We start from the raw sequence: 1,556 nt of genomic DNA on the forward strand, positions 1-1,556 counted from the left end.
GAAGCTTTTTTTAGGCAACATCCTGTATTTACTACAAAAGAATTTGAAATATATCTTTTATCTTTAGGAATAACCAGTAAAAAAACAGAAGAATCGCTTTTGAATTACTATAAGAAATCAGGTAGGCTTATATCTATAAAAAGAGGGTTGTATGCTGTAGCTCCTTTTGGTGTTAAAAAAGAAAAATTTATTCCCGATCCATTTTTAATAACGGCAAAAATATCTAAAGACTCTGTGATATCCCATCACACAGCGTTGGAGTTTTATGGATATGCTTATTCAACATGGCAAACTTTTTTCTATACCTCATCCTTACCGAAATTATACAGATTCAAAAATTTTGTTTTTAAAGGGTTAAAAACACCAGAGGCACTTCACAAACTGAACATGGAAGATTTTGAGGTCACAGTTAAAGATAGAGCGGGAATAAACATTCGTATAACAAGCATAGAAAGAACATTGGTTGATGTTTTAAATAAACCTGAAATTTCAGGTGGATGGGAAGAAATCTGGAGGTCACTGGAATCTGTAGAGTTTTATAATGTCGATAAAATCATAGAATATGTTAGATTATTAAACAACTCTACTTTAGCTGCTAAAGTTGGTTTCTTTTTAGAGCAGCATAAGGAGCAATTCATGGTTGATGAGAGACACTTGGATATTTTATGTAAGTTGAAACCAAAACAACCTCACTATATGGATAAAAACAAAAATAAACCCTGTAAACTTATTTCAAAATGGAATCTTATTGTACCAATTGAGATTATAGAAAGAGGATGGGCTGAAGTAGTATGATTGTATCATATGAAAGATTAATGTCAGAATCTGAAAAAACAGGATTTAGAGCTGATATGTTAGAAAAAGTAATATACCTTTTAGAATTATTAAACACTTTAAATGAACATCCTTTTTTAAAAGGGAAATTCGTATTGAAAGGTGGTACGGCACTCAATCTTTTTATTTTTGATATTCCCAGACTATCTGTTGATATTGATTTGAATTACATTGGAACTGAAGAAAGAGATAAAATGCTTGTAGAGCGACAACTAATAGAGAGCGCTTTACAGGATATTTTTAGAAAAGGAGGTTTTCTGGTAAAACAATTACCAGATGAGCATGCTGGTGGTAAATGGCTCTTACGTTACAATAGTGTATTGGGACAAACGAGTAATTTAGAGGTAGATATAAATTTTATGTACCGAATACCAATATGGTCTATAAAATCATTGAATTCAAAGTCTATTGGGATTTGGCAAGCCAGTCAAATTCCAGTCATTAACGATTATGAGTTAATTGCTGGCAAACTTGTTGCATTGTTAACGAGGGGAAAAAGCAGAGACCTGTTTGATGTATTTATGATCAGTAAAAACTTGAATATAAATTTTGAAAAATTACGTTTAGCTTTTACAGTTTATGGTGCTATGAGCAGGAAAGACTGGAGAACAATTTCTATCGACGATGTGGTGTTTGATATAAATGAACTTAAAAATCAGCTTATTCCAACACTTAATGTTAATAAATCTCAATATATCAAAGACATCAATAAATTTGGACAA

General features: G+C 31.4%; 2 protein-coding genes. Both read left to right on the top strand.

The genetic code is table 11. The annotated features are described in order from the left end of the window. The coding region (locus tag LF845_RS11660; RefSeq protein WP_242821186.1) for a type IV toxin-antitoxin system AbiEi family antitoxin domain-containing protein at positions 1-795 on the top strand (795 nt) is incomplete at its 5' end. Positions 796-815: 20 nt separating this feature from the next. Continuing rightward, positions 816-1,556 (top strand): nucleotidyl transferase AbiEii/AbiGii toxin family protein (locus LF845_RS11665; protein ID WP_242821187.1); only part of this gene is annotated, 741 nt, incomplete at its 3' end.

Source organism: Deferrivibrio essentukiensis (assembly GCF_020480685.1).
Taxonomy (GTDB): Bacteria; Chrysiogenota; Deferribacteres; order Deferribacterales; family Deferrivibrionaceae; genus Deferrivibrio; species Deferrivibrio essentukiensis.